This is a genomic window from Pseudomonas frederiksbergensis (assembly GCF_003732275.1).
Classification (GTDB): domain Bacteria; phylum Pseudomonadota; class Gammaproteobacteria; order Pseudomonadales; family Pseudomonadaceae; genus Aquipseudomonas; species Aquipseudomonas frederiksbergensis_H.
In genome coordinates, this window is record NZ_MOBM01000021.1 from 145,538 (window position 1) to 167,252 (window position 21,715).

The window sequence follows — 21,715 nt, forward strand, 5'->3', positions numbered from 1 at the left end:
GCAAGGACGCGGCCAATGACCGCCTCGAGGGCCGTTGGTCGCGGCGCTCAGCCGGTTTTTTCAGTGAAGCTAAGCTCTAAAAGGGGAGTGAGTCTTATCTTCAATGAGGTGATGGATGGTTGAGTCACAGCAAAAAGTTACAAAACCGGAGCTGTACGAAAAACTGATAGACCGTCTCGCAATGGCGCTGGATGTGGCCAAAACCGCCGGTCGGCTTCGTGATGAGCGCCCCCTGGAGCTGGAGCTGCGTGGCTTGAGCCCCGCAGAGTTTGAACTGGTCAAGGCGTATCTGGACCGTAGTGAGCGTGAGACGCACGGATGCTTGTCAGCAGCAGTGAAGCAACTCGAAGCACCACGTTCGGCCAAGATCATCTGGCTCAAGGACAAGGCACCCGGCAAAGGCGCGGTAAAGGTCCGGTCTTTGCAATTCAAGTAAGGGCACTTGAAGCCGTGGGATATGCTTTTTTGAAGCGAAGTCCTTCCACATTTGTTGTCGCATTGTGTCAATCCACCTAGGCTTCGGGCATCTATGGAGATGCCCGATGCCTTTTCGTTATTTCATTAAACAACTTCTACTGCCGCCCGGCATTTTATTGCTGTTGCTGGTACTTGCCTGGTGGTGGCGCCGCTCAAGGCCGAGGCTGGCGGGGTTGTGTTTCGTCTTGGGCGTAGGCGGCTTCTGGTTGATGAGCCTGCCAGTGATGGTGGAGTGGAGTGCCAAGGCCCTGGAGCGCGAGCCGCCGCTGACGCGCGAGGAATGGGCAACCTTGGGCCGACGGGCCGACGCGATCGTGGTGTTGGGTTCAGGGCGTGAGCGTGGCGACCCGACCTGGGGCGTTGACCAACCGACCGGCGTAGGCCTGGGGCGCGAGCGCTATGCCGCGCGCCTGGCCAAGGCGTCCGGCTTGCCGATTCTGACCAGTGGCGGCCTGCATTACGGTACGCCACCGACAGAAGCAAAACTGATGGCGGACTCATTGCTCGATGATTTCGGCGTGACGGTGCGCTGGCAGGAAGGGCGCAGCCGCACGACCTGGGAAAACGCGCAACTCAGCGCCCAAGTGTTGTTGCCGGAGGGGATCAAGCGGGTAGTGGTTGTGACTCAGGCCTGGCACATGCCACGGGCGGTCTGGAGTTTCCAGCAAGCCGGGTTTGAGGTAGTACCCGCGCCAGTGGGGTTTTTAGGCGTGGACAATGCCCGGCCGCTGGGCGGCTGGATGCCGGAATTCAAATCGATCTGGCAGAGCGGGCAGTTGATGAATGAGGCGGTGGGGCAAATCGGGTATTCGTTGTTTTATCGAGGCGATGTTGACCCTGATTGATATTGTGCCTGTGATGTCGTCTTCGCGAGCAAGTCGGATCGCCGCACCGCCGCTCCCACACTGATTTTCTGTATACGCACCCTCTGTGTGCGACGAAGATCAAATGTGGGGGCGGGCTTGCTCGCGAAGCTTTAAACGGTTTTCGCCATACGGTTGGCCACTAACGCCCAACCAAACAACAACACGCAAATGATGATCAACGGCCACGAACGCCATTCCAGGTACGGCGTCAGGTTATGCATCGGTACCACTTCACCGTAAAGAATGCCTTGTTCGAACTGCGGAATCTGCACAGTGATCTGACCGAACGGGTTGATCAGGCCGGTTACGCCGTTGTTGGTGGCGCGGATCATCCAGCGGCCGGCTTCAAGTGCGCGCATCTGTGCCATCTGCAAATGTTGCAGCGGGCCAATCGAGGTGCCGAACCAGGTATCGTTGCTGATGGTCAGCAGCAAATCGCTGCGGGCGGCGAGGCCGGCGGCGAATTCCGGATAGACCACTTCGTAGCAGATGAACGGCGCTATCTGATAACCCTTGGCTTGCAGCAGCGCTTGATCGGCCGGCCCGCGGGCAAAGTCGGACATCGGCAGGTCAAAGAAAGCGATCAGGCCGCGCAAGATTTCCTGCAATGGAACGTATTCGCCGAACGGCACCAGTTTTTGCTTCAGATAAGTGCCATCGCCTTCCCCGACAACAGTAATGCCGTTGAAAAAGCGCTTCTCGTGATGGACTTCCTGGCGAATCGGCACGCCGGTAATCAGCGCCGATTTACGCTCGGCGGCGAAGCTTCCCATCATGTTCAGGTAGCCCTCGGCGGACTCCTTGAGCACAGGGACCGCCGTTTCCGGCCAGATCAGCAGGTCGACGCGTTTGGAGCTGAAGCTCATGTCGCGGTACAGCGCCAGCTGCGCATTGAGCTGCGACGGGTCCCACTTCATGCTTTGTTCAATGTTGCCCTGAAGCGCCGCGACGCTCAGAGGTGCGCCCGCCGGGCTGGTCCAGGCATGTTCCTTGAGCGCCATGCCGGCCACCCATGGGCCAGCCAGCAGCAACACGCCGACAGCGATGAAGCCTTTACGGCCAGTGCGCACCAGTCGCATAGCGTTGTAGATCAGTGCAGCCGTCAGGGCCAGGGTGAAGGAAATCAGCCACATTCCGCCGACCGGCGCGAGCCCGGCCAGTGGGCCATCGAGCTGGCTATAGCCGGAATAGAGCCAAGGGAAACCGGTAAGGAACCAGCCGCGAAAGGCTTCTTGACCCACCCATAGCGCTGCAAACGCCAAGGCATCGGCCAGCGGCGCTTCGTTACGGCGCAACCAGCGCGCCCAAATCCAGGCGGGCAGGGCGAAGAACCAGGCAATCGCCGCGGTGAACAGCAGCATCAAGAATCCGGCCAGCAGCACCGAGGCGCCACCAAAGTTGTGGATGCTGTAGTAGATCCAGCTAGTGCCCGCGGCAAACAGGCCGAAACCGAAACACCAGCCACGGCCCAAGGCCTGACGGGGGGGCAGTTCACGCAAACCGGCATAAAAGAAACCGACCGCCAGCAATGCCAGCGGCCAGATATCGAACGGCGCCAGGGCCAGGGTAGTGAGCGCACCGGCCGCCACGGCCAGCAGGTTACCGGGCCAGCCGGGGCGGGTTACACGGAGCATGTCAATCCTTAACGGGCAATAGGTGTCAGGCGCAGCAAGTGAATTCGACGGCTGTCGGCGTTCAGGATGCGGAAGCGATAGGCGCCGATTTCAGTGATTTCGTTGCGTTTTGGCAAGTGCCCGAACGCGCTCATCACCAAGCCGCCGACGGTGTCGAATTCGTCGTCGGAGAATTCGCTGTCGAAGAACTCGTTGAAGTTATCGATCGGCGTCAGGGCCTTGATCAGGAAGTCACCGCTGGGCAGCGGCTTGATGTAGCTGTCTTCTTCGACGTCGTGCTCGTCTTCGATGTCGCCGACGATCTGTTCCAGCACGTCTTCGATGGTCACCAGGCCGGCCACACCGCCATATTCGTCAATGACGATGGCCATGTGGTTATGGTTGGCGCGAAACTCGCGCAGCAGCACATTCAGGCGCTTGGACTCGGGTACGAATGTGGCCGGGCGCAGCAGGTCCTTGATGTTGAAGCTGTCGCCGTTTTCCTTGAGGATCAACGGCAGCAAGTCCTTGGCCAGCAACACGCCCATCACGTCATCGTGGCTTTCGCCGATCACCGGGTAGCGGGAGTGGGCCGAGTCGACCACGGCCGGCAGAAACTCGCGGGGTGTCTGGGTCGCCTTGATGCTGATCATCTGCGAGCGCGGGACCATGATATCCCGTACTTGCAGGTCTGCAACCTGGATGGCGCCTTCGACGATGGCCAGCGCTTCGCTGTCCAGCAATTTGTTTTGGTGTGCATCGCGCAGCAGCTCCAGCAGCTCCTGACGGTTCTTCGGCTCGTGGGCAAAAGCCTGGGTGAGCTTACCCAGCCATGACTTCTGCCCGTTGCTCGATCGATCTTCGCTCATAGCGATTACTCTGAATCCTTTGTTGTTACGATTGGGGATGTGTCTGTTTCGTCGTCCGCATAAGGGTCCGGATGACCCAATTCTGCAAGCAACGTTCGTTCCAGTGCTTCCATTTCTTCGGCTTCATCGTCATCTATATGGTCGTAACCAAGCAGATGCAAGCAGCCGTGAATGACCAGATGCGCCCAGTGGGCCTTTAATTCTTTGCCTTGTTCCGCCGCTTCGCGCTCGACCACCGCTATGCAGATCACCAGATCGCCGAGCAAGGGAATGTCGAGAAACTCATCGGGGACATCGGCCGGGAACGATAAAACGTTGGTGGCGTAGTCTTTCTGCCGCCAGGTGAAGTTCAGTTCGCGGGCTTCCTCTTCGTCGACCAGACGGATGGTCATTTCGGAGTCGGCAGTACGCTGGCGCAGGGCCAGTTCGCACCATTGACGGAATTCGGCTTCGCTTGGGGCAGACGCTTCGGTAGCCAGTTGCAGATCAAGCTCAAGCATCGGGGCGAGTGTCCTTGGAAGAGAACTTCGCCGGTTCGTCGGCCGCGCGATTTTCGAAGCGCTCATAGGCCTCGACAATGCGCTGCACCAGCGGGTGGCGCACCACGTCCTTGGGCATGAAATGGGTGAAGCTGATACCCGGCACGTCTTTCAGGACTTCGATCACATGGTGCAGCCCGGACTTGGTGCCTTTCGGCAGGTCGACCTGGGTGATATCACCAGTGATGACGGCGGTGGAGCCGAAGCCGATGCGGGTCAGGAACATTTTCATCTGCTCGACGGTGGTGTTCTGGCTTTCGTCGAGGATGATGAAGCTGTTGTTCAGCGTACGACCGCGCATGTAGGCCAGCGGCGCGACTTCGATCACTTGACGCTCGATCAGCTTGGCGACGTATTCGAAACCGAGCATTTCGTAGAGCGCGTCGTAGAGCGGGCGCAGGTACGGGTCGATTTTCTGGGACAGGTCACCGGGCAGGAAGCCGAGCTTTTCGCCCGCTTCAACCGCCGGACGAACCAGCAGAATGCGGCGAATCTGCTCGCGCTCCAGCGCGTCTACCGCGCAGGCAACGGCCAGATAGGTTTTGCCGGTACCGGCCGGGCCGATACCGAAGTTGATATCGTTACCGAGGATTTCCTTCACATAGCGCAGCTGATTCAAGCCGCGAGGGCGAATCGTGCCTTTCTTGGTGCGCAAGGCGACGGACGGTTCGGCGGGGGAGTGGTTGTCCAGTTCCTCGACGGCCGATTCCTGCAGGAACAGGTGAACCATGTCTGGCGACAGCTCGGTGCCTTTGGTTTCCCGGTACAGGCGGCGCAGCAGGTTTTCCGCGGAGGTGGTGTGCTTGGGCTCGCCGATCAGTTCGAACTGGTTTCCGCGGTTGCGGATCTCGATAGCGAGGCGCTGTTCGATCAAGCGCAGATGCTCGTCGAATTGCCCGCACAGATTGGCGAAGCGGCGAGCTTCAAAAGGCTCGAGGATGAAACGATGTGGTTCTATGGGTGCGTTCAAGGTCGTATTTAGCCGCCCAGGGGCAATTATGATGAATCAAGGATAGCGCCAGTCGCCTGGGTGCGAAAGCTCTATAAACAGACCAATCTGATTCATGGTCTGGCGCGGTCTCTGTGGGAGCGGGCTTGCTCGCGAAGAGGGAGTGTCAGTCGACATTAATGTAGCTGACACACCGGTTTCGCGAGCAAGCCCGCTCTCACAGGGGGATGTGCTGTTACTGGATCAGCGAGCCCCGCAGCGAGTGCGGTTGCGCGGCATCGATGTGGACGTCGGCGAACTGGCCGATCAGGGTCGGATTGTCGCAGCGGAAGTTGACGATACGGTTATTCTCGGTCCGGCCTTGCAGTTCGCCGGGGTCTTTTTTCGAATAATCGGTTACCAGAATCCGCTGAATGGAGCCCACCATTTGTCGGCTGATCTCGAAACCTTGCTGGTTCAGGCGATGTTGCAGGGCATTCAGACGTTCTTTTTTCAGCTCTTCTGGCGTTTCGTCGGCCAGATCGGCGGCCGGCGTGCCTGGGCGCTGGCTATAGACGAATGAGTAGGAGAAGTCGAAGCCGACGTCTTCGATCAGCTTCATGGTCTGTTCGAAGTCTTTCTCGGTCTCGCCCGGGAAGCCGACGATAAAGTCTGAACTGATGCAGATTCCCGGCACGGCGGCCCGCAACTTGCGCAGTTTGGATTTGTACTCCAGCGCGGTGTGGTTGCGCTTCATCGCCGCGAGGATCCGGTCAGAACCCGATTGCACCGGCAAATGCAGGTGTTTCACCAGCTCCGGTACGTCGGCGTGGGCCTGGATCAGGCTGTCGGAGAATTCCAGCGGGTGCGAGGTGGTGTAGCGAATACGGTCGATGCCATCGACAGCCGCCACTACGCGGATCAGTTCCGCCAGATCAGCCAGGCGACCATCGTGAGTGGTGCCGCGATAGCCGTTGACGTTCTGCCCCAGCAAGGTCACTTCGCGCACGCCGTTTTCGGCCAAGTGAATGATCTCGGCAATCACGTCGTCGAACGGTCGGCTGACTTCTTCACCGCGCGTATAAGGCACTACGCAGAAAGTGCAGTACTTGCTGCAGCCTTCCATGACCGACACGTAAGCGCTCGGCCCGTCGATGCGTGGCTCGGGCAAGTGGTCGAATTTTTCAATTTCCGGGAACGAGACGTCGACTTGCGGCAGTTTGGTCAGGCGCGCGGCGTCGATCATTTCCGGCAGGCGGTGCAGGGTCTGCGGGCCGAATACCACGTCCACGTATGGAGCGCGATCACGGATGGCCGCGCCTTCCTGACTGGCCACGCAACCGCCGACGGCGATGACCATGTCCGGGTTGGCCAGTTTCAGTTCGCGCCAGCGGCCCAGCTGGGAGTACACCCGGTCTTGGGCGCGTTCGCGGATCGAGCAGGTATTGAGCAGGATCACGTCGGCGTCTTCAGCGCGAGCGGTGACTTCCAGGGCCTGATGTTCACCCAGCAGATCGACCATGCGCGAGCTGTCGTACTCGTTCATCTGGCAACCGTGGGTTTCGATGTAAAGCTTCTTGGCCATGGACAGAGTCATCACGTGATTCAAAGAACCGCGCATTATAGGGAACATGCTCCAAGGTTCCTACCGTTGCGCGTCCGGCGGCTATGCTATAGTTCGCGCCCTCATTTTTATCCCCGATGTGTTACCCGCCCACCATGACCAAACGTGAAGCTCCAATCTACAAGGTGATTTTCCTCAATCAGGGCCAGGTGTACGAAATGTATGCCAAGCAGATCTATCAAAGTGATCTGTGGGGCTTCCTGGAAGTGGAAGAGTTCGTCTTTGGCGAGCGCACGCAAGTGGTCGTCGATCCGAGCGAAGAGAAGCTCAAGGCTCAGTTCGAAGGCGTTGTGCGCAGTTTTGTGCCGATGCATTCGATCGTGCGCATCGATGAGGTCGAGCGCCTCGGCACCCCGAAAATCAGCGAAGCCCGCGGTGCGGTCGGCAATGTCATGCCGTTTCCGATGCCGATGCCTGAGAAGTAAGCCACGGATTGAGTGGCTAGTGGGGCTTGTTGTGGCGAGGGAGCTTGCTCCCGTTGGGCTGCGAAGCGGCCCTGAAACCCAGGCCCCTGCAATCACAGTCTGTCTGGCAAACCGCATTCTTCGGTTTTACGACTGCTGCGCAGCCGAGCGGGAGCAAGCTCCCTCGCCACAGGGGCCAGCGTCAATTCAAGGCAGTGGCGAAAACGGCGTACGCCCATCGGCGCTCTGCAATTCCATCAGGTATTTACGGAAAATTTGCCCCAGCACCTGGGTAGCGACTTCCAGATCTTCGCGGGGCATTTTCTCGGCGACTTCGTCGGCGGTATCCAACGCCTCTTCGGCACCGTTGACCGCGGCCATTTTCAGCACGATATACGCCTGAACGTTATTGGCCGGTACGCCTTCGCCGTGGAAAAACATGGTGCCGAGTTTGAATTGCGCCTGGGCATGGCCTTGCAGCGAGGCCTTTTCGAAGTAGCTCAGGGCTTGATTGAGGTCGCGCGGCGCGTTTTTGCCGTCGTAGTAGAACTCACCCAACTCGTATTGCGCTTGCGCATCCCCTTCATCCGACGCTTTCTGGCAGGCGGCGAGCGCTTGCGTCAGGTCTTGCGGCTGAGTATTGAGGGTGCAGCGACCCATCGCCGGGATCAACAACGAGTTGCCGCCTGCTTGTGCGAGCGCGAGCAGGGGCTGAAGGAGCAACAGGCAGCCCAATGCAAGGGTGCGGCCGGTGCGGTTCATGGGAATCGACTTACCTCTGAGGGGCGCGTGGACCCATCGAGGGGATCCAATAAGCGCGCATTATGAAATAAGCAGGGCCAACCTTACAAAGTCTTTACTCGTTTTTCTGCTGCGCGGGGAATATATCGCCTGGTTTGCGGGGGATTATTGGCAGATGAGTAGGAAAAAGGGCGCGAATGTAGGTGAAAGCTGACGCTGGCAATCGCCAACGTCAGCGTTGCAGCTTTATTTTAGTGCGGCGAATGCACGCTCGGCGGCGTCCAGTGTCAGTTTCAACTCGGTTTCGCCGTGGGCGATCGAGGTGAAACCGGCTTCAAAGGCACTTGGTGCCAGGTACACGCCACCTTCGAGCATCAGGTGGAAGAAACGCCCGAACAGGCCGGCATCACTGGCCATCACATCATCGAAGGTCACGATGTCGTCGGCACCGCTGAAGTACAGGCCGAACATGCCGCCTGCCTGAGTGGTCACGAACGGAATGCCGGCGGCGTCGGCGCGCTGTTGCAGGCCATCGAGCAGACGGCTGGTGTAGTCGCTCAGCTCGGCGTGGAACCCAGGACGACTGATCAGGCGCAGAGTGGTCAGGCCAGCCGCCATCGCCAGTGGGTTACCCGACAAAGTACCAGCCTGGTAGACCGGCCCCAGTGGCGCGATTTGCTCCATGATCTTGCGTTTGCCGCCGAAGCAGCCAACCGGCATGCCGCCACCGATGATCTTGCCGAAGGTGCTCAGGTCTGGCGTGACGCCGTAGTGGGCTTGGGCACCACCGAGGGCGACACGGAAACCGGTCATCACTTCGTCGAAAATCAGCACCACGCCGTGTTTGTCGCACAGGGTCCGCAGGCCTTCGAGGAAGCCCGGTGCCGGCGGTACGCAGTTCATGTTGCCGGCCACTGGCTCGACGATGATGCAGGCCACTTCCTGGCCGACTTCGGTGAGCATGGTTTCTACCGCGTCGATGTCGTTGAACGGCAGGGTCAGGGTGTGTTTGGCGAACGCCGCCGGTACACCGGCCGAGCTCGGCACGCCTTGGGTCAGGGCGCCGGAACCGGCCTTGACCAGCAGGCTGTCGGAGTGACCGTGGTAGCAACCTTCGAATTTGATGATGCTGTCACGGCCGGTGAAGCCACGGGCCAGGCGGATGGCACTCATGGTTGCTTCGGTGCCGGAGCTGACCATGCGTACCATTTCCATCGACGGCACGATCGAGCAGACCAGATCGGCCATCTCGGTTTCCATCGCAGTCGGGGCGCCGTAGGACAGGCCGTGTTCCAGCTGTTTGCGCACCGCGTCCAGCACGTCCGGATGGCTGTGGCCGAGAATCATCGGCCCCCAGGAGCCGACGTAATCCACATAACGCTTGTCGTCTTCGTCGGTGACGTAGGCGCCTTCGGCGTGTTTGAAGAACAGCGGCGTGCCGCCAACGCTCTTGAACGCACGAACAGGCGAGTTCACGCCTCCGGGAATGTGTTTTTGGGCATTGGCAAACAGGGTTTCGGAACGAGACATGATCGGGCTCTCAGAAAATCAGGATTTGAATAATTCATTAAAGGCGCGGGCACGACGCGTTACTTCAGCCGTGCTTTGGGCGCCAAACAGACCATGCACCACCGCCAGCAGATCGACCCCGTGGGCCACCAGTGGCGCAGCGTTGTCCAGAGTGATGCCGCCGATCGCACAGATCGGCAGATGCAGTTTGCCGCGGGCCTGATCAAGCAGTTCGAGGCTGCAGGCCGGTGCGCCGGGCTTGGTGTTGGAGTTGAAGAAGCGGCCGAAGGCGACGTAGCTGGCGCCTTCTTTGGCGGCTTGTTCGGCGAGTTCGAGTTGCGCGTGGCAGGTCGAACCGATGATTGCCTGACGACCGAGCAGTGCGCGAACCGGCATCAGTGGGCCATCGGTCTGGCCCAGATGCACGCCGACATTCAAGCGTGCGGCCAGTTCGGCGTCATCGTTGATGATCAGATGGGTCTTGTAGCGTTCGCACAGATCGCGCAGGGCTTCGGCCTCACGCAGGCGGCGGGCCTCGTCGCTGCTCTTGTCGCGGTATTGCAGCAGGGTGACGCCGCCTTCAAGCGCCGCCTCCACGTACGAAAGAAATTTACCGGCCAGTAACTGGCTGTCGGTAATGGCGTACAGGCCACGTAGTTTCATCGGACAAGCCTCATGGCGTTACGAACAGAAGTCCAGTGGCAAGCGGCGCGGCACGAACTGGCCTTTGCCCAGTTGCTCCGCATCACGCAAGGTGCGCCAAGTGTAGTCAAGCGCGCTCTGTACGGCACTGACGAGGTGTTCACCCTGGGCCAGGCGACCGGCGAGGGCGCTGGCCAGCGTGCAACCGGAACCGTGATAGCTGCCGGGCAGGCGCTGGCAGGTAAAGGTTTCGCGGCGACCGTCGCGGCTGTACAGGCGATTGTGTATTTCGTGTTCGTCGCCATGACCGCCGGTGATCAGCAGGTGTTTGACGAACGGCAGGAGTTTTTCAGCGCACTCGTCCGCGGTGCCTTCGGGCAGTTCGGCAAGGATGCGGGCTTCGGGAAGGTTGGGGGTGGCAATGATCGACAGCGGCAACAGGCGTTCGCGCATGGCGTAGCCGACTTCGTCCTTGCCCAGTCGTCCGCCGCCGCCGGCGCGCAGCACCGGGTCGCAGACCACCGGCAAATGCGGGTGCGCTGAAAGCAGTTCGACCACGGTGTCGACCATTTCCAGGGAACCGAGCATGCCCAGTTTGACGGCGGCGACTTCGGAGTCGTTGAGCACGGCGTTGGCCTGGGCCAATACCCACTCGCGATCGAGAACGCGGAAGTCAGTGACGTTGACGGTGTCTTGCACAGTCAGGGCGGTGACGGCCGGAGCCGCATGACAACCCTGAGCGAGCAGGGCTTCGATATCTGCCTGCAAGCCGGCGCCACCACTAGGGTCGTGGCCGGAGAGACAGAGGACAACGGGGCGAGAGCTGTAGATATTCATGGTGCGCGAGCTTACCACCAAACATGTTTTTCGGTATGCGAGTGCTGGAAAGATCAAAAGATCGCAGCCTTCGGCAGCTCCTACAAAGTTTTGTGTACACCTGTAGGAGCTGCCGAAGGCTGCGATCTTTTCTGGCGCACGCGCAGGCACCTGACCAAGCCAACAGCTCTAACTCAATATATAGAGCTGGAACGCTTGTTCTAGAGCCTTTGTAGGAAAAATTTCAATGGTGTTCAATGGCCATCAACGGCTATGCTAGAGTGGATCCAAACCAATAACAGGTAATACCGGTTTTACGTCTACTCAAAAGGAATGGGGGGCTTCCTGACAGAACCGGACAGGCCACGCTGGGGCTTAAATGCGCTATTTGCTGATGTTGCTGTTGTGCTTGCCCCTCCTGGCGAGCGCCGTCGAATTCGACGAGTTCACCCAGAGCCTTCCCCTGGGCCGAACGATGCAGGTTTATGAAGACGCGGGCGGTCAGGCGACCATCGCCGATGTCCGTGCGCAAGCGGCGGCCGGGCAGTTCAAGTCCCACGATAAAGCCACCCTCAACGCCGGTTATTCGCGTTCGGTGTTCTGGCTGAAAATCGACTTGCAGTACCGCCCGACCAACCCGTCGGCACAACGGACCTGGTTGTTGGAGTTGGCCTATCCGCCCCTCGATCACCTTGATCTCTACTTGCCCGATGCTGGCGGTGACTATCAATTGGTCCGACAGACTGGCGATGCATTGCCGTTCGCCACTCGCGAGATCCGCCAGAACAACTACCTGTTCAATCTGAACTTCACGCCCGGGCAGGCGAAAACCGTGTACCTGCGCCTGCAAAGCGAAGGATCGGTTCAGGCGCCGGTCACCTTGTGGTCGAGCACCGCTTACCTCGAAGAGCAGCCGGTGCGGCTCTATGTACTGGGGCTGATTTACGGTGTGTTGCTGGGGATGCTGGTCTACAACCTGTTCATCTATCTCAGCGTACGCGACACCAGCTACCTCTATTACATCGTCTATATCGCCTCGTTCGGCTTGTATCAGCTGTCGGTGAATGGCGCGGCCGTGGAGTATTTCTGGCCGAACAATCCGTGGTGGGTCAACGCCGCGACGCCGTTCTTCATCGGTTGTTCAGGGTTGTTCGGCAGCCAGTTCGCCCGCAGCTTCTTGCAGACGGCCACCCACAGTCGCTGGCTCGACCGATTGTTGCTGGGGCTGATTGCGTTCAGTGCGCTGGTGGTCGGCTTGTCATTGATGAGCAGTTACGCCCTGGCCTTGCGTCTGGCGACGTTGCTGGCGTTGGTCTTTACGGTAGTGATTTTCGCCGCCGGAATTTTCGCCTGGTGGCGTGGCCTGCGGGTCGCGCGGTATTTCATCATTGCCTGGTCGGCGTTCCTGCTCGGTGGCATCGTCAATACCCTGATGGTGTTGGGTTACTTGCCCAACGTATTCCTGACCATGTATGCCAGTCAGCTCGGCTCGGCGATCGAAGTGGCGCTGCTGTCCCTGGCCCTGGCCGATCGCATCAACGCCATGCGCGAGCAACAGGCTCAGACGCTGTTTGATGCCGGCCAGAAGCTTGAAGTGCTGAACCAGCAACTGGCTCACAGTAACAAGCTCAAGGACGAATTCCTCGCCACCCTGACCCACGAGCTGCGCACGCCCATGAATGGTGTGATCGGCTCGCTGGAGTTGATGCAGACCGTCGAGATGAACCCAGAGCTGGAGCAATATCAACAAACGGCCGCCGGTTCGGCGCGGGACATGATGCGCATGGTCAACGGCATCCTCACCCTGACCGAATTGCAGGCCGGCAAGCTCAAGGTCTATCCGGACACGTTCAGTTTGCGCGGTGTGGTCGAGGCTTTGCGCCTGCAGTTCGATGGCAATGCGTCGAGCAAGTCGCTGGACTTCAAGGTCGAGGTGACATCCGGGCTGCCGGATCGTTTGCTCGGCGACAGCGTCAAGCTGACGCAATGCCTGGAGTGCCTGCTGGATAACGCAATCAAATTCACCCGGGTCGGCGGGTTGGCGTTGCGGGTGACGGGCAAACCGGTGGCGCCCGATCGGCTGGCACTGTCCTTTGCGGTGATCGACACCGGCATTGGCTTTACCGATTTGGACGAGGCAACGCTGTATCAACGCTTCTTCCAGCTCGACGGCTCGATGACCCGTGAATACGGTGGTTTGGGCGTTGGCCTGGCCATTTGTCGGCAACTGGTCGAATTGCTCGGCGGGCGCCTGAGCCACCGCTCGGAACCGGGACGCGGCAGTCGCTTTCAACTGGACGTCGAATTCGAGCTGCCGATGGTGGAGTCTGCGCCTTCGATTATCCGGCAAACCTCCCACCTGCGTTTGCCTCAGGACTGCACGGTGTTGCTGGTCGACGACAACAGCATCAATCAATTGGTGATGCGTGGCATGTTGCTCAAGCTTGGGTTCCGCGTGCGCACCGCTGACAGCGGCGTCGCTGCGCTCGATCACTTGCAGCGTGAAACTGTTGATGCGGTGCTGCTCGACTGTCAGCCGCTGCCACTGGATGGCGCCTCGATCTGCTGCCGAATCCGCGCCTTGCCGGGTTGCGCCGAATTACCATTGTTTATGATTGCCCTGAGCGCGGAGCGGGCCCATTGCCCGAGCGACGCCTTGGTCGACTACCTGAGCAAGCCGGTGAAATTCGAGGACTTGCAGGCGGCACTCTATCGGCGAGTGCTCTGTCCAGGGCAAGGCGAAAGCGCCGACAGTTAGGCAGATATGCCACTTTGTTCAGCCTCGGGGCGGTGCTTAACTGAAAGTCCCTTGGCTGACCAAAGGAGCCCCGTCATGAACCTGCATCAGTTCGCCGAAACCCACGAAGTCACCAACCAGCCGCCGTCGCTGGATGGCACCAACCTTTATCGCATCGACCTGCCTTTGCAGGAGTGGTCGCGGCGTTTCGATGCCGGTTGGGCCGAGTCGCGGATCGACGCTTATGGCGCATTGGCCGGCGGGCCGTTGATGGAGGCGGGGTTTGCGGCCAATCAGAACAAACCGGTGTTCGTCAGCCATGACCGTTATGGTCATCGCATCGATCTGGTGGAATTTCACCCGGCCTACCACGAGTTGATGCGCACGGCGGTGGAGCATGGCCTGACAGGCTTGCCCTGGACCGACCCGAAACCGGGCGCCCACGTTGCCCGCGCGTCCATGACGTATTTGCACAGTCAGGCTGAAGCCGGCAGCGGATGCCCGCTGACCATGACCTTCGCCAGCGTCCCGGCGATGCGCCTGCAACCGGATCTGGCCGAACAATGGTTGCCGAAAATTCTCGCCACCGAATACGACCCGCGCAACGTCGGCATGGCCCACAAGGCCGGGGTCACCATCGGCATGGCCATGACCGAGAAACAGGGAGGCACCGATGTGCGGGCCAACACCACCAAGGCTTATCCGGTCGGCGCCAGTGGTCCCGGTCAGGCGTATGAACTGGTGGGCCACAAGTGGTTCTGCTCGGCACCGATGTGCGACGCCTTCCTGACCCTGGCCCAGACCGACAAAGGCTTGACCTGTTTCCTGCTGCCACGTCATCGCCCGGACGACACCCGCAATCAGTTCTACATCCAGCGGCTGAAGAACAAACTCGGCAACTGGTCCAATGCCTCCAGCGAGGTGGAGTTCCGTGGCGCTCTGGCCTGGATGGTCGGCGAAGAGGGCCGGGGCGTTCCGACTATCATCGAAATGGTCGCCATGACCCGTTTCGATTGCATGGTCGGCTCCAGCGCGCTGATGCGCCAGGCGCTGACCCAGGCCAGCCATCATTGCGCCCATCGCAAGGTCGGTGGCAAGTTGCTGAGCGAGCAACCCTTGATGCAAAACGTACTGGCCGACCTGGCCCTGGAAAGCGAAGCGGCGTTGGCCTTGAGTTTGCGCATGGGCCGGGCGCTGGATCATCTGGATGACGAGCACGAAGCGAAATTCGCCCGACTGGTGACAGCGGTGGGCAAGTACTGGATCTGCAAACGCGCGCCCGTGATGATCAATGAGGCTGCCGAATGCATGGGCGGCGCCGGTTATGTCGAAGAAAGCATCCTGCCGCGGCTGTACCGTGAGGCACCGGTCAATTCGACGTGGGAAGGTTCCGGCAACGTGCAATGCCTCGACGTATTACGCGCATTGTCGAAAGAGCCGGGTGTGCTTGATGTGCTGTTCAGCGAGTTGGGCGACGGTCATGGCGACAAACGTCTGGCCGCGCACATCAGCCAATTGCAGGCGGCGTTCAAGGGCACCGACGACATTCAATACCGCGCCCGCCAGCTTACCGAAGACATTGCTTTGGGGCTTCAGGCCAAGCTGTTGCTGGAGGCGGGGAATGCGGTGGTCAGTGATGCCTTCATCGCCAGTCGTCTCGGTTCGACCGGTCGGGTGTATGGAACATTGCCTCGCGGGCTGGATGTGGAAGCGATTGTGTCTCGGTCGACTCCGCAAGGCTTGTGATCGACACTGAGCCAATGTGGGAGCGAGCCTGCTCGCGATGGCTGAGTAACATCCGACATTGAAGTCGACTGTCACGCCGCTATCGCGAGCAGGCTCGCTCCCACATTGGATCTCTGCGCTTCGCCATTGGTGTGCAGCCAACACTTCACTGTTCCCGTGAAGCGATGATGCAGGCAAGATGAGGGTCTGCAAGTCAGAACACAGGAAGCTGATCGTGACCGAAGCGTTTATTGTTGTTCAAACCGCCGAGCAAGCCGTGGATCGGCTTGCTGCCTTGCACGAGCGTGCAACCACAGCGCTGAATCAGGCGCTCAAGCGTTATCTCAAGGATCGCGTCGAGCCGGACGCTGAGCAGCGTGCTCTGTTTCGTTATCCCGAGTTGCGTCTGACCTACCTTTGCCAGGGCGAAGTCCCACAGACCACTCGCGCCTATGCCAAGGTTCAACTGCCGGGAACCTATAGCGTCACCGTCACCCATCCCCGTGCCTTCCGCAAATACTTGCTGGAACAACTTGTCCCGTTGATGCACGACTTCACCGTGACCGTGGAAGTCGGCGTCAGTCAGCAGAACATTCCGTATCCGTACGTGGTCGAGCAGGGCGATGAACTGGCCGGTTCCGGCGTCACGGCGGCGGTGCTGGCGCGAGTGTTCCCGAGTACGGATTTGTCGGCCGCCACCGATGGCATTGCCGATGGCTTGTACGATTGGGAAAACACCGACCCGCTGCCACTGGCCCTGTTCGACGCCGCGCGGGTGGACTTCTCCCTGCGCCGGCTGGTGCATTACACCGGCAGCGACTGGCGCCATGTGCAGCCGTGGATTCTGCTGACCAACTACCACCGCTATGTCGACCAGTTCATCGTTCATGGCCTGGAGCAATTGCGCAACGATCCGCGTTTTGTGCGCATGGTGTTGCCGGGCAACGTGATCATCGAAAAGGGCATGGACCACGGCGAGGCGTCGGCGATTGCCGCGGGCGTGGTCTGGCATCGTTACCAGATGCCGGCCTATCACCTGATCGCCAGCGACGGCCATGGCGTGACCCTGGTGAACATTGGCGTCGGCCCGTCCAACGCCAAGAACATCACCGATCACCTGGCCGTACTGCGTCCGCATTGCTGGCTGATGATTGGTCACTGTGGCGGCTTGCGTCAGTCGCAGACCATTGGCGACTACGTGCTGGCCCACGCTTATATGCGCCGCGACGGGATTCTCGACCGGGTCGTGCCGCCGAACATTCCGATTCCGGCCTTGGCCGAAGTGCAGATGGCGTTGCAGCAAGCGGCGGCGAACATCACCGGTGAGAAGGGCGACGAGCTGAAGAAGCGCCTGCGTACCGGCACCGTGTTGACCTACGACGACCGTAACTGGGAACTGCGCTGGGCGCAGGAACGTCCGCTGATCAACCTGTCCCGCGCCGTGGCGGTGGACATGGAAAGCGGCACCATCGCCGCGCAGGGTTACCGCTTGCGGGTGCCATACGGCACGTTGCTCTGTGTGTCGGATAAACCGTTGCACAGCGAAATCAAACTGCCGGGTTCGGCCAACGCCTTCTATGAACGCGCGGTCAGCCAGCACTTGAAGATCGGCATCGAAGCGGTGGATCTGTTGCGCACCGAGCTCAACTCGCTGCATTCGCGCAAACTGCGCAGCTTCGACGAGCCGCCGTTCCGCTAACGGTTTGTCATGGTCATTTGGCGGTCGGGGCACTAGCATGGTGAGCCCTGACCGTTAGATGTTCTTCTCGCCATGTCTCGTCCTCCACGTCCTGTTTCCCGCCGCCCTGGCGTGAAGCCTGTGCCATCCTCATCAGCCCCGCGTCGTGTCGCCAAAGCGCCGCCGGCCGAGCCGAAACTGATTCTGTTCAACAAACCTTTCGATGTGCTGACGCAATTCAGCGACGGCGAAGGGCGGGCGACGCTCAAGGATTTCATCGAAATTCCGGGGATCTACCCGGCAGGGCGGCTGGACCGCGACAGCGAAGGCTTGTTGCTGCTGACCAATGACGGCCAGCTTCAGGCGCGAATTGCCGACCCGAAACACAAGTTGGCCAAGACCTATTGGGTGCAAGTAGAAGGTGAGCCTACCGCTGAGCAGTTGCAGCGCTTGCGCGATGGCGTCGAGCTGAACGACGGCATGACATTGCCGGCCGAGGCGCGACAACTGGATGAGCCTGAACTGTGGCCGCGCAACCCGCCAGTGCGCTTTCGTAAAAGCGTGCCCACCAGCTGGCTGGAACTGGTGATTCGCGAAGGCCGCAACCGTCAGGTACGGCGCATGACCGCGGCGGTCGGCTTGCCGACGTTGCGTCTGGTGCGGGTCAGAATCGGTGACTGGTCGATCGAAGGGCTCGATCAGGGCCAGTGGAAGGAAGTGCCGGCGCGCTTATAGAGTGCCGGATTCGATCAGACCGATCACCACGCTTTTGATCACGAATGCGGCCACGCCCAGCCCCAGTACGAAAAAGAGAATGAACGAGCCGAAGCGCCCGGCCTTGGATTTCTTCGCCAGATCCCAGACGATGAAACCCATGAAAATGATCAGGATGCTGACCAGTCCAGTCATCATCCACTCTTCGAGTACTGCAGGATCCATTGAATATCTCCAGCGTGGGTGGGGCTAAAAGGCGCTGGAGTATACGCCATCGTGGATTGGCGGGGCATTGACCTGCGTCGGTGTGTCGCACTGTGGCGAGGGAGCTTGCTCCCGTTGGGTTGCGCAGCAGCCCCAAAACCAGCCAATGAGTTGTACCTGACACGCCGCGTTCTCTGATTTTACGACCGCTGCGCAGCCGAGCGGGAGCAAGCTCCCTCGCCACAAAGGCATTCTCAGTTGCGCAAATGAGTCAGCGGCAACTCGGTGCTGTTGAGCACCTGGTTCAACACAAAACTCGACCGCACACTCGTCACCCCTTCAATCCGGGTGAGATGCCCCAGCAGCAGTTTCTGATAGTGGTCCATGTCCGGCACCACCACCTTGAGCTGATAATCCGCATCCATCCCCGTCACCAGGCTGCATTCCAGCACTTGCGGCAAGGTGCGAATGGCGGCTTCGAAGTTCTCGAAACGCTCGGGAGTATGGCGGTCCATGCCGATCAGCACATAGGCTGTCAGGCTCAGGCCGAGCATCTTGCGGTCCAGCAAGGCGACCTGGCGGGTGATGTAACCGTCGTCTTCCAGTTGCTTGACCCGCCGCGAGCAAGGCGAAGGCGACAGGCCGATGCGTTCGGCCAATTCCTGATTGGAGATGCGCGCGTCGCGCTGTAATTCCGCCAAAATGCTCAAGTCGTATCGGTCGAGTTTGCTCATCAATCTGGCCTTTGTCATAACTATTGCGGCAGATTATCTATCCCGAGTTAAAAATTGCGCAAGTGATGTTTATTTGAGCAATCTTCGCAATCCTCTGTCGTCGCTCCGGGCCTATTCTTATCACCAGAATCACTGCTCGGACAAACAGTCCAATGCGGCTCGCCCAATCAGGCCGGCTGCGGTCGCCACCCCCACCGGGGATGTGTCGGCCCCCGAGCTACACACTGTCCAGAAGACGGCGTGAGGTGAGCCGACGTCATAAGCGTCGAGCACGGACGAAGTTCTCAAAGGGAGGCCGACGGGTCTCCCTTTTTTCTTGCCCGCAATTTCTCTCCGGCCCTCAATAAATAAGTTGCGTGACTGATAACCTGTCACAGAACCCGGCTTGCACTTTCCCAGTCTTACGTACAGGCCCTAACCCGCAGTGAGGAATAGCATGAAGTCGCGCATCTGGCGTTTGACCGGTGTTGGTTTGCTGTGTGTGAGTGTCACTGCGCAATCGCTGGCCGCTGAGCCGCAATATCGCGGTCCCGATAGCGGGGAGCGTGGGGCGGATCATCAGGGCAAAGGTCAGGGTCATGACGGTAACAATCAGCCTCGCCATCAGAACAACGAAATCATTCGTGGCGACAACAGCCGCAAGTTCGAGCTCCACGACCAGAATCAGGGCGGCGAGCGTCAGAACCGGCCCTCGCACGATCCCAATACTCAGGGTGGCCAGTGGCAGAACCGTGCGCCGCACGAATCCAGCAATCAGGGTGGCCAGTGGCAGAACCGTGTACAGCACGACTCCAATGTTCAGGAGCGAGCGCCGCAACAACCCAGTAACAATCTGCCGATCCAGGGCCGGCCCGATACGGTGCGCCAGACCCAGGAACCCCGGCGTGGCTACTATCAGGACGAACCGCGGCGCAACAATGACAACCGGAATTGGCAGACTGGCGGTCAGGGTTCACGTCATGATGACCGTCGCTGGCCCGGTCGCCCGGATGGGCACGGCAATGGCTGGGGCCCCGGCCCGCAGTATCGTCCGGGGTACGTGATCGATCGCTTTCCGGAGCGCAACTACCGCGTGCCGTATCGTGGCCAGGATTATTTCTATTCCGGTGGTTACTGGTATCGCCCGCAAGGCCCGCGTTACGTGGTGGTTCAGCCGCCTCGCGGGATTCGGGTCAGCTACTTGCCCGATTACGCGCGTGAAGTATGGATCGGTGGCGCGTTGTTGTTCCTGGCGGCCGGCGCGTATTACGCCTATCAGGAGAGCACTCGGGATTACGTCGTGGTCGAACCACCGGTGCAGCCGCAACCGGTGGGCAGTGGTTATGACGTGGTGGCGTATCCGGCCAACGGCCAGTCGCCAGAGGAGGTCAGTCGGGACGGTTACGAGTGTTATCGCTGGGCTGTGGAGCAGAGCGGTTTTGATCCGCGCGCCGTCACCTATCAACCGGATCCGTCGGTGGTGCAAGCCTACCGACAGGCCCAGGGCAACTGCCTGAGCAGTCGCGGTTATCAGGTGAGTTACTGAACCCTGGCGGTGTTCACCACTTCCTGCGGGTCGGCATGCACCAGCACTTCGGCTCGCGGGTAGGCGGTGTGAATCGCATCGGCGGCTTGATCGCTGATGCCGTGGGCGACTGACAGAGTCAGCTCCCCCGGCAATTCCAGATGCAACTGCACGAACCACTGATTGCCGGAGATCCGTGTGCGCAGGTCGTGGGCGCCCAAAACTCCCGGTACGTTGCAGGCCAGTTCAAGCATGTGCTGGCTGACATCCGGCGGCAGCTCTTCATCCATCAGCACTGCAAAACTTTCCCGGGCGATATGAATGGCGCTCCAGAGGATGTAGGCGGCGATCCCCAATCCGAACCAAGGGTCGACTTGATGCCAGCCAAACCCGGCCAGCACCAGCGCCACCAGAATGCTGCCGTTGAGCAGCAGGTCCGAGCGGTAATGCAGGGAGTCGGCACTCACGGCGTTGGAACCGGTTGCCTTGATCACCCGATGCTGCAACATCAGCAGGGCCACGGTCAGGGCGAGGGAGAACACAATCACCCCGATGCTGAGCCACGCTGCGCCTATCGGCTCCGGATGTTTCAACCGTTCGATCGCCTGCAAGGCAATCAGCACCGCACTGCCGCCAATAAACAGCGCCTGAGCCATGCCCGCCAATGATTCGGCCTTGCCATGCCCGTAACGATGATCGTCGTCGGCCGGGCGCAAGGCGTAATGCACGGCCAGCAGATTGAGCAGCGAGCTGACACCATCGAGTGCCGAGTCGGTCAGCCCGGCGAGCATGCTCACCGAACCGCTCAGCCACCAGGCAATGGCTTTGGCGACGATCAACGTGCATGCGACCGCCACCGAGGCGCGCGTCGCCAGCCGCAGCAGGCGGGCGTGTTCGGTACTGGTGGTCATAAGTGCGGCTTTTCCTTTAAGTGTCCCTTCGAACGCATGAATTATGCGGCCGGTTGCAGGCCGAACATGGCCAGTTGCTGGGCGCTGCCCTTGTGCTGGATCAGGCGCGGATCGTCCAGCGGGAAGCTGCGGCCCAATTCAGTTTCGAGAATAGTCTGCAACTTGTGGTTATCGACCTTGCCGTCAGCGCCGATGGCTTCCTTGAGTTTTTCTGGAGCCACCTGAGCAGTCCGGCCTGGCTCGAAGTAAATGGCGCCCGTGGCGAAGTCCACCGCAAAGGCGATCAGGCCGGGGATGATATAGAACAGGAGACCCACGGCATCCAGCGCGGCGATGGCCGGGTCGATCTTGCCATCGATCTGACCGCGACGATCCGGGTAGAAAATCGAGCCGCAGGCCGTTACCTGGGTCAGCAAGGTCGCGACCAATACACTGCCGATCAAGCGAAAGGGAGCACGCATTTGAAATCTCCTGGGTTAT

21 protein-coding genes are annotated in these 21,715 nt (G+C 60.0%); 8 read left to right on the forward strand and 13 right to left on the reverse strand.

Going from position 1 to position 21,715, the window contains the following annotated elements; all coding sequences use genetic code 11:
* Positions 1-115 precede the first annotated feature (115 nt).
* Both BK662_RS17600 and BK662_RS17605 read left to right on the forward strand, forming a co-directional pair.
* Positions 116-436 (forward strand): hypothetical protein, encoded by a 321-nt coding sequence (locus tag BK662_RS17600; protein WP_123359101.1) that lies wholly within the window; start codon positions 116-118, stop codon positions 434-436.
* A 106-nt stretch (positions 437-542) separates the two neighbouring features.
* Positions 543-1,322, forward strand: coding sequence for a YdcF family protein (locus BK662_RS17605; protein ID WP_123359102.1), 780 nt, complete (start codon positions 543-545; stop codon positions 1,320-1,322).
* Between the two features lie 131 nt (positions 1,323-1,453).
* Here BK662_RS17605 and lnt read toward each other — a convergent pair whose 3' ends face one another.
* The 5 genes from lnt to miaB all read right to left on the reverse strand — a co-directional run bounded on the left by lnt (position 1,454) and on the right by miaB (position 6,877).
* Positions 1,454-2,977: an apolipoprotein N-acyltransferase gene (gene lnt / locus BK662_RS17610; RefSeq protein ID WP_123359103.1), complete on the reverse strand. Its 1,524-nt coding sequence runs from the start codon at positions 2,975-2,977 to the stop codon at positions 1,454-1,456.
* 8 nt (positions 2,978-2,985) lie between these two features.
* Positions 2,986-3,825, reverse strand: coding sequence for a CorC family transporter (locus tag BK662_RS17615; protein WP_007894419.1), 840 nt, complete (start codon positions 3,823-3,825; stop codon positions 2,986-2,988).
* 5 nt (positions 3,826-3,830) lie between these two features.
* On the reverse strand, positions 3,831-4,325 hold the full coding sequence (gene ybeY / locus BK662_RS17620) for an rRNA maturation RNase YbeY (protein WP_123359104.1): 495 nt from the start codon (positions 4,323-4,325) through the stop codon (positions 3,831-3,833).
* Positions 4,318-5,334 carry a PhoH family protein gene (locus BK662_RS17625; protein ID WP_123359105.1) on the reverse strand — a complete coding sequence of 339 codons (1,017 nt, stop codon included), beginning with the start codon at positions 5,332-5,334 and terminating at the stop codon, positions 4,318-4,320. Before BK662_RS17625 ends, ybeY begins: the two co-directional genes overlap by 8 nt.
* A 214-nt stretch (positions 5,335-5,548) precedes the next feature.
* Positions 5,549-6,877, reverse strand: a complete 1,329-nt coding sequence (gene miaB / locus BK662_RS17630; protein WP_038983596.1) for a tRNA (N6-isopentenyl adenosine(37)-C2)-methylthiotransferase MiaB — start codon at positions 6,875-6,877, stop codon at positions 5,549-5,551.
* Positions 6,878-7,011: 134 nt separating this feature from the next.
* Here miaB and BK662_RS17635 point away from each other — a divergent pair, with 134 nt between their 5' ends.
* Complete coding sequence (locus tag BK662_RS17635; protein WP_007894425.1) at positions 7,012-7,341, forward strand: DUF1820 family protein; 330 nt, start codon at positions 7,012-7,014, stop codon at positions 7,339-7,341.
* Between the two features lie 186 nt (positions 7,342-7,527).
* Here the strand turns inward: BK662_RS17635 and BK662_RS17645 are convergent, their stop codons facing one another.
* From BK662_RS17645 to BK662_RS17660, 4 genes are all read right to left on the reverse strand, one after another.
* Positions 7,528-8,082 carry a tetratricopeptide repeat protein gene (locus tag BK662_RS17645; protein ID WP_008070087.1) on the reverse strand — a complete coding sequence of 185 codons (555 nt, stop codon included), beginning with the start codon at positions 8,080-8,082 and terminating at the stop codon, positions 7,528-7,530.
* A 225-nt stretch (positions 8,083-8,307) separates the two neighbouring features.
* Complete coding sequence (hemL, locus tag BK662_RS17650; RefSeq protein ID WP_123359107.1) at positions 8,308-9,591, reverse strand: glutamate-1-semialdehyde 2,1-aminomutase; 1,284 nt, start codon at positions 9,589-9,591, stop codon at positions 8,308-8,310.
* A gap of 18 nt (positions 9,592-9,609) precedes the next feature.
* Positions 9,610-10,233, reverse strand: coding sequence for a thiamine phosphate synthase (thiE, locus tag BK662_RS17655; RefSeq protein ID WP_123359108.1), 624 nt, complete (start codon positions 10,231-10,233; stop codon positions 9,610-9,612).
* 18 nt (positions 10,234-10,251) lie between these two features.
* Positions 10,252-11,049, reverse strand: coding sequence for a hydroxymethylpyrimidine/phosphomethylpyrimidine kinase (locus BK662_RS17660; protein ID WP_030129523.1), 798 nt, complete (start codon positions 11,047-11,049; stop codon positions 10,252-10,254).
* A gap of 358 nt (positions 11,050-11,407) precedes the next feature.
* Between BK662_RS17660 and BK662_RS17665 the strand changes: the two genes are divergently transcribed.
* The 4 genes from BK662_RS17665 to BK662_RS17680 all read left to right on the forward strand — a co-directional run bounded on the left by BK662_RS17665 (position 11,408) and on the right by BK662_RS17680 (position 17,903).
* Positions 11,408-13,786, forward strand: a complete 2,379-nt coding sequence (locus BK662_RS17665) for a hybrid sensor histidine kinase/response regulator (RefSeq protein WP_123359109.1) — start codon at positions 11,408-11,410, stop codon at positions 13,784-13,786.
* A gap of 75 nt (positions 13,787-13,861) precedes the next feature.
* A complete protein-coding gene (locus BK662_RS17670) occupies positions 13,862-15,511 on the forward strand; it encodes an acyl-CoA dehydrogenase family protein (RefSeq protein WP_123359110.1) in 1,650 nt (549 codons plus the stop codon).
* Between the two features lie 178 nt (positions 15,512-15,689).
* Positions 15,690-17,189, forward strand: coding sequence for an AMP nucleosidase (amn, locus tag BK662_RS17675; protein WP_185047148.1), 1,500 nt, complete (start codon positions 15,690-15,692; stop codon positions 17,187-17,189).
* Between the two features lie 72 nt (positions 17,190-17,261).
* Positions 17,262-17,903 carry a pseudouridine synthase gene (locus BK662_RS17680; RefSeq protein ID WP_123359111.1) on the forward strand — a complete coding sequence of 214 codons (642 nt, stop codon included), beginning with the start codon at positions 17,262-17,264 and terminating at the stop codon, positions 17,901-17,903.
* On the opposite strand, the gene BK662_RS17685 is transcribed toward BK662_RS17680, so the two are convergent.
* Together BK662_RS17685 and BK662_RS17695 are read right to left on the reverse strand one after the other, a co-directional pair.
* Complete coding sequence (locus BK662_RS17685) at positions 17,898-18,107, reverse strand: DUF2788 domain-containing protein (protein ID WP_007894445.1); 210 nt, start codon at positions 18,105-18,107, stop codon at positions 17,898-17,900. The two genes, BK662_RS17680 and BK662_RS17685, sit on opposite strands and share 6 nt — an antisense overlap.
* Positions 18,108-18,340: 233 nt before the next feature.
* Positions 18,341-18,820 (reverse strand): Lrp/AsnC family transcriptional regulator, encoded by a 480-nt coding sequence (locus BK662_RS17695; RefSeq protein WP_030129517.1) that lies wholly within the window; start codon positions 18,818-18,820, stop codon positions 18,341-18,343.
* 436 nt (positions 18,821-19,256) lie between these two features.
* Here BK662_RS17695 and BK662_RS17700 point away from each other — a divergent pair, with 436 nt between their 5' ends.
* A complete protein-coding gene (locus BK662_RS17700; protein ID WP_123359112.1) occupies positions 19,257-20,345 on the forward strand; it encodes a DUF6515 family protein in 1,089 nt (362 codons plus the stop codon).
* Here the strand turns inward: BK662_RS17700 and BK662_RS17705 are convergent.
* On the reverse strand, positions 20,339-21,235 hold the full coding sequence (locus BK662_RS17705) for a cation diffusion facilitator family transporter (protein ID WP_123359113.1): 897 nt from the start codon (positions 21,233-21,235) through the stop codon (positions 20,339-20,341). The two genes, BK662_RS17700 and BK662_RS17705, sit on opposite strands and share 7 nt — an antisense overlap.
* A gap of 41 nt (positions 21,236-21,276) precedes the next feature.
* Positions 21,277-21,696 carry a periplasmic Zn2+ metallochaperone PmcY gene (gene pmcY, locus BK662_RS17710; RefSeq protein WP_123359114.1) on the reverse strand — a complete coding sequence of 140 codons (420 nt, stop codon included), beginning with the start codon at positions 21,694-21,696 and terminating at the stop codon, positions 21,277-21,279.
* Positions 21,697-21,715: the final 19 nt, after the last annotated feature.